We start from the raw sequence: 6,076 nt of genomic DNA, 5'->3' as shown, positions 1-6,076 counted from the left end.
GAACCGGGGCCGGTGACCGGGAACCTGGTCGGGTACGCGGAGCCGGGGCCCGGGGTCGGGGCCGGGGCCGGTGCCCGGGTTCCTCCGGAACCTGTGTCCGCGCCGGACATCCCCGGGGGTCAGCCCCCGAGGGACTCGTCCATGGCGCGCACCAGTTCGCCGCGGGGGTCCATGTCCAGGTTCCACACCATGAGCCCGCCCAGCCCCCGTTCGAGCACGTACTCGCCCTTGAGGCGGATCACCTCGGGGTTGTCGTAGGCCCACCACTCGTCGCCGTCCAGGACCCAGGAGGCGCCCGCCTCCTCGTCCAGGGCGCGGGGGCCCTCGATCTCCTGGAGTTCGGAGAAGGCCATGGTCGGGCCGTCGTAGCGGTCCTCGGCGGACCCCGCGACCGGCTGCCCCGGCCCGGGCTCGGAGGGGTCCTCCAGCCGCCAGCCGCGGCCGAAGGCCGGAACGCCCATCACGAGCCGCTCCGGCGGCGCGCCCAGGTCCACGTAGCGCCGCACGGCCCGGTCGACGCTGTTGGCGTCGGCGTCGGAGGTGTACAGGTTGGAGTGGTAGGCGGTCCGCTCGCTCCACGGGCCGGCGAAGTCGTAGCCCTGCACGGTGGCGAAGTCCAGGTACTCGAAGACCCGCGCGTCGTAGGCCTGGCTGGCCGCGGCCCCTCCGGGCAGCGACGCGGACAGGACGTACTCCTCGCCGGTCTCCCGGGACAGCGCGTCCATCTGGCGGCGGAACTCGGCCGCCAGGAGGGTGAAGTTGGCCGCGTCGTCGGGGTGCTCCACGTTGTCCGGGTGACCCGCTCCCCCGGGCCACTCCCAGTCCAGGTCGATGCCGTCGAAGATCCCGGCCGCCGCCCCGTCGCCGCCCTGCGGCTCGTCCTCGAACACCGGCAGGTCTCCCCGCAGCCACAGGTCCAGGCAGGAGGCCACGAAGGCCTCCCGGGACTCGGGGGTGCGGGCCGCGGTGGAGAAGTGCGTGGACCAGTTCCAGCCGCCCAGGGACAGGCTGGCCCTCAGGTGGGGGTGCCTCTCCTGGAGCTGGCGCAGCTGGTTGAGGCTGCCCGCGAGCTCCTGTTCGTACTCGTCGGCCCGCCCGCTGACGCTCTCGTCGGCGTCGTAGCGCCGCTGGTACAGCTCCCAGGGCTGGTCGTGGGTGCCCGGGATGCGGCACAGGCCCCCGGAGCTGATGTCGCCGAACGCCCACATCAGGCGGGTCAGGTGCTCGGGGGCTCCGCTGTCCTCCAGCTCCTTGACGGTGTAGCCGCGGTTGGCCACGTTCCAGTCGGCGAAGTACCCGAGGCGCTCGGGGTTCCTTCCGGTCGCGGCCACGAAGACCCCCGTGATCAGCACTGCGGCGGCCACGACCGCGCCCAGGACGAGCAGGGGTCGGCGCCGCGGGGGCGGCGCGCCGTCCGGCGGGGCTGGCGTGGTTCTCACACCCACGACGTTAGACGCCGAGCGCGTCGGATGCGGCGGGTCGACACCGGTTCGGCCACATCAGGCCGACCGTCCGCCGGACGGGAACCCCGGGGGCGGCCCACGCGTTGGTGGTGACCGCCGACCGTCCGAACGCGGTCCGGCGCCGTCGAACGCCCCGCGCCCCCGCTCAGTCGGTGCGGATGAAGTCGCGCAGGCTCCCGGCCCGAGAGGGGTGGCGGAGCTTGGCCAGGGTCTTGGCCTCGATCTGGCGGATGCGCTCACGGGTCACCCCGAACTCGCGCCCCACCTCCTCCAGCGTGTGCGGGTGGCCGTCGGCCATCCCGAAGCGCAGCCGGATGATGCGCCGCTCGCGGTCGGACAGGCCGCCGAGGATGGCCCCCAGCTGCTCCTGGAGGACGGTGAAGGCCGCCGCCTCGACGGGGGCGACCGCGTCGGAGTCCTCGATGAAGTCGCCGAAGTCGGACTCCTCCTCGCCGATGGGCGACTGGAGCGAGACGGGCTCCCGGGCGATGCGCTGGATCTCCACGACGCGCTGGCCGACGAACCCGGCGGCCGAGGAGATCTCCTCGACGCTGGGTTCGCGGCCGAGCTGCTGGTGCAGCTGGTGCTGGACCCGGACGACCTTGTTGATCGTCTCGACCATGTGCACGGGGATGCGGATCGTGCGCGCCTGGTCGGCGATCGCCCGCGTGATGGCCTGGCGGATCCACCACGTCGCGTAGGTGGAGAACTTGAAGCCCTTGCCGTAGTCGAACTTCTCCACCGCGCGGATCAGGCCGAGGTTGCCCTCCTGGACGAGGTCGAGCAGGAGCAGGCCCCGGCCCATGTACCTCTTGGCGATGGAGACCACCAGGCGCAGGTTGGCCTCGATCAGACTCCTCTTGGCCCGCCGCCCCTCCTCGATCAGGCAGGCCAGCTCCTCGGCGGTGCGCACGCCCTCCACGGGCGCGCAGTGCTGCGCGTAGAGGCCGACCTCGACCGCCTTGGCCAGTTCGACCTCCTGCTCGGCGCTCAGCAGCGGTACCCGGCCGATCTCGCGCAGGTAGAGGCGGACCAGGTCCGACCCGGAGCGCCTGCCGCCGTCGGCGACGGGGCCGGGGTCCTCGGAACCGGTGTCCTCGGGGCCCGCGACCTCCACGCCGATCCGGGCGAGGTGGGCGACCGCCTGGTCCAGGTAGTCGGGGGGCGCGTCCAGCCGCTCCAGGGCCGAGGCGACCTCGCCGCGGCTGACCGGCCCCGTGTCGGGGAGCAGCCGGACCACCTGTCGAATGGACGGCGTTTCGTTGGTCACAACTGTTGGAGCCACCCGCCCATTGTGCCCTTTCGGGCACCCTGGAAGGGAGAACTACTATTGTCACCCCGGTGCTACATAGTGCCCCGTCACATCTCCTGGAGAGCGCGTTTTTGCTGTTGGAGCGCCATGAGTTCGGTCAGCAGCCGTTGTTGTTCCTCCACCTGGGGAGTTCCCTCCAGGCGGGACAGTTCCGATCTCAGGTTTGACTCGCGCCGGTTGATGGAATGAGTCTTGACTGTGCCCAGTATTTGCCGGGCGTAATGCTCGTCGAGTTCTCCGTAGAACTCCAGCTGTTCCACCACCAAACGGGTGAGGAAATCACGCTGTGTGTCATTGGGGGCGGCCTCGCGCAGGCCGTTCACCCACGCGGCGGGGTCGTGCGCGGCGGCCACCCCGCCCGCGGCGGTGATGAGCCCCAGCACCGCGCGGTGCTGGGGGACGGTGAAGTCCTCCTCGGTGAACGCGTCGAAGCCCACGGCCAGTGAGGGGAACTGCAGGGCGATCTTGAGCGCCTGGCGCTCGCGCTGCACCGAGGGGTCGCCCAGGTTGTAGGGCGCCTCCTGCGCGTCCGGGGTGGGCACGGGCCGCGCGGGGGCCGTCCGCGGCCCGGGACCGCGGCCCCGGGCGCCGCGCATGTGCTGGTTGACCCGGCGCAGCACGAAGGCCTCGTCCAGGATGCCGATCCAGCGGTCCAGGTTCCTGCCGTAGTCGCGGCGCACGCCCTCGTCGCGGATGCTCGCGACCACCGGGGCGGCGGCGTCCAGGGCGGCCATCCTGCCCTCGGGGGTGGACAGGTCGTAGCTCTCCATGACGTTGCGGATCATGAACTCGTACAGCGGGGCGGCGTCCTTGACGAGGTCGACCACGGCCTGCGGCCCGTGCTGGAGGCGCAGGTCGCAGGGGTCGAGCCCGTCGGGCTGCACGGCGACGAAGGTCTCGGAGGCGAACCCGTGCTCCTCGGCGAAGGCGCGCACGGCCGCCTTCTGGCCCGCCTTGTCGCCGTCGAAGGTGAACACGACCCTGCCGCTCTGTCCTGTGCGGCCCAGCAGCATGCGGCGCAGGATCTTGACGTGGTCCTCGCCGAAGGAGGTGCCGCAGGTGGCCACGGCGGTGTCCTCCCCGGCGAGGTGGCAGGCCATGACGTCGGTGTAGCCCTCGACGATGACCGCCTTGCCCTCCCGGGCGATGTTGCGCTTGGCCAGGTCGAGCCCGTACAGCAGCCGCCCCTTGTGGAAGACGGGGCTCTCGGGGGAGTTGAGGTACTTGGGCCCGTCCTCCTCGGGATCGAGCTTGCGGGCGCCGAACCCGACCACCTCGCCGGTGACCTCGCGGATGGGCCACAGCAGCCGGTTGCGGAAGCGGTCGTAGGCGCCGCGCCGCCCCTGGCTGGCCAGGCCGCCCTCGACCAGTTCGGCGTCGGTGAAGCCCTTGCGGCGCAGGTGCGCGGTGAGGTTCTCCCATCCGGCGGGGGCGTAGCCGAGGCCGAAGTGCTCGGCGTGCGCGCGGTTGAACCCTCGCTCGTCCAGGAAGCGCCGGGCGGTGACCGCGCCCGGGGAGAGGAGCTGTTCGGCGTAGAACTCGGCGGCGGCGCGGTGGGCGTCGAGCAGGCGCTGGCGCTTGCCGGTGTCGTGCCTGGCGGCGCTGCGCCCGCCCTCCTCGTAGCGCAGGGTGATGCCGGCCTGGCGGGCGAGCGTCTCGACGGCCTCGGTGAAGCTGAGGCTGTCGATCCTCTGGAGGAAGGAGATGGTGTCCCCGCCCTCTCCGCAGCCGAAGCAGTACCAGAGATTTTTGGAGGGGGTGACGTTGAAGGAGGGGGACTTCTCGTCGTGGAAGGGGCACAGGCCCTTGAGCGACCCGCCCCCGGCGTTGCGGAGCTGGAGGTACTCGCCGATCACGTCGGCGATGGGCGCGCGCTCGCGTACGAGGGCGATGTCTTCGTCTCTGATCCGGCCTGCCACGGTCTCCAGGGTAGTTCGCCCCGCCGACGCCGCGACCGCCGTCCGCAGTCCGTTCCGCGGTCCCGCCCGTTCCCGGGCCCGCCTCCGGCCCCGGCGCCGGGGTTTCCCGCCGCGCCACCGGACGGCCACCTGCCGGTCGGCTCCGCGCCCGCGGGCCCTGGGATCATCGGGCTCCCCCGATGACCGGTTCCCCGAGGAGGCTCGGCACAGGTGCGCGGACTCCCCCACACGTCCGGCCGCGGCGCTTTCTGGTTCGTCGTGGTCGCCTCGGTCCTCGCGGTGGTTCTGGCCGTGGCGCTCGGCTTCGTCGTGGTCAACCGCCTGACCGGCGGCGGCACGGTCCTCGTGGAGGGCGTGGTCGGCTCGGAGAAGGTGGAGTTGTTCGGGGACGAGCGGGTCGTGGAGCGCTTCGCCGAACTCGGGTACGAGGTGCGGGTGCGCCCCCGGGGCTCGCGCCTGATGGCCGAGGACGCCGAGGGCGCCGACTTCGTCTCCCCCGGCTCGGGCCCGGCCTCCGAGCACGTGCGCGAGCGGCACGGGATCTCCGCCGAGTACCGGCCCTTCAGCACCCCGATGGTGCTGCTGAGCTACCAGCCGATGGTGGACGCCCTGGAGGGCGCCGGGGTCGCCGAACAGGCCGGGGACGGCACGTGGTCGCTGGACCTGGCCGCCTACCTGGAGCTGACCGAGGAGCGCACCCGCTGGCGGGACCTGCCCGGGGACGCGGTCAGCTCCAGCAACCGCAACGAGGTGCTGGTGCGCACCACCGACCCGCGCACCTCCAACTCGGCGGCGATGCACGTGGCGGCCCTGTCCTACCTGCTCAACGGTGAGGAGGTGGTGGCGCCGGGCGGGGTGGACGAGGAGCTCACCCGGACGCTGTCGCGCCTGTTCCTGGCCCAGGGCCAGCCGCCGGAGTCCTCCCAGCAGCCCTTCGACCAGTACCGCGACCTGGGGTCGGGGCACACTCCGCTGCTGTGGGCCTACGAGGCGCAGTACGTGGACGCGATGGTCAACGGGCCCGCGCTGGCCGACGACGCGGTGGTGCTCTACCCCGGGCCGACCGTGTACGCGGTGCACACCGTCGTGCCGTTCACGGAGGAGGGCGACGCGGTCGGCCGCCTCCTCACCGAGGACCCGCGGCTCCAGGAGCTGGCCGCCGCGCACGGGTTCCGCACCGAGGGCGGCACCCGGTTCGAGGACCTGGTGGCCGAGCACGGGCTGCCGGTGCGCACCCGGGTCGCGGACGTGGTGAACACGCCCACCTACGAGGTCCTGGAGGCCCTGCTGACGGGGATCGAGGACTCCTACAGCAGCAACGGGATGCGCCCGCCCGCCCCCGACGCGTCGGTGCACGGCGCCGGGGGCGGGAGCTAGGGCAT

The 6,076-nt window shown here is 72.4% G+C and carries 4 protein-coding genes; 1 reads left to right on the top strand and 3 read right to left on the bottom strand.

Annotated elements, in window-relative coordinates:
- Window positions 1–119 precede the first annotated feature (119 nt).
- The 3 genes from DQW06_RS19095 to dnaG all read right to left on the bottom strand — a co-directional run bounded on the left by DQW06_RS19095 (window position 120) and on the right by dnaG (window position 4,694).
- Window positions 120–1,439: a glycoside hydrolase family 18 protein gene (locus tag DQW06_RS19095; protein WP_370449105.1), complete on the bottom strand. Its 1,320-nt coding sequence runs from the start codon at window positions 1,437–1,439 to the stop codon at window positions 120–122.
- A gap of 169 nt (window positions 1,440–1,608) precedes the next feature.
- Window positions 1,609–2,703: an RNA polymerase sigma factor RpoD gene (gene rpoD / locus DQW06_RS19090; RefSeq protein ID WP_117199032.1), complete on the bottom strand. Its 1,095-nt coding sequence runs from the start codon at window positions 2,701–2,703 to the stop codon at window positions 1,609–1,611.
- 119 nt (window positions 2,704–2,822) lie between these two features.
- Window positions 2,823–4,694 (bottom strand): DNA primase, encoded by a 1,872-nt coding sequence (gene dnaG / locus DQW06_RS19085; RefSeq protein ID WP_013151813.1) that lies wholly within the window; start codon window positions 4,692–4,694, stop codon window positions 2,823–2,825.
- A gap of 210 nt (window positions 4,695–4,904) precedes the next feature.
- On the opposite strand from dnaG, the gene DQW06_RS19080 reads away from it, so the two are divergent.
- Window positions 4,905–6,071 (top strand): hypothetical protein, encoded by a 1,167-nt coding sequence (locus DQW06_RS19080; protein WP_117199031.1) that lies wholly within the window; start codon window positions 4,905–4,907, stop codon window positions 6,069–6,071.
- Window positions 6,072–6,076 lie beyond the last annotated feature (5 nt).

This window comes from Nocardiopsis sp. TNDT3, assembly GCF_003427465.1.
In the GTDB taxonomy this organism is placed as follows: Bacteria; Actinomycetota; Actinomycetes; order Streptosporangiales; family Streptosporangiaceae; genus Nocardiopsis; species Nocardiopsis dassonvillei.
This window is presented reverse-complemented; position numbering and strand designations above follow the sequence as displayed.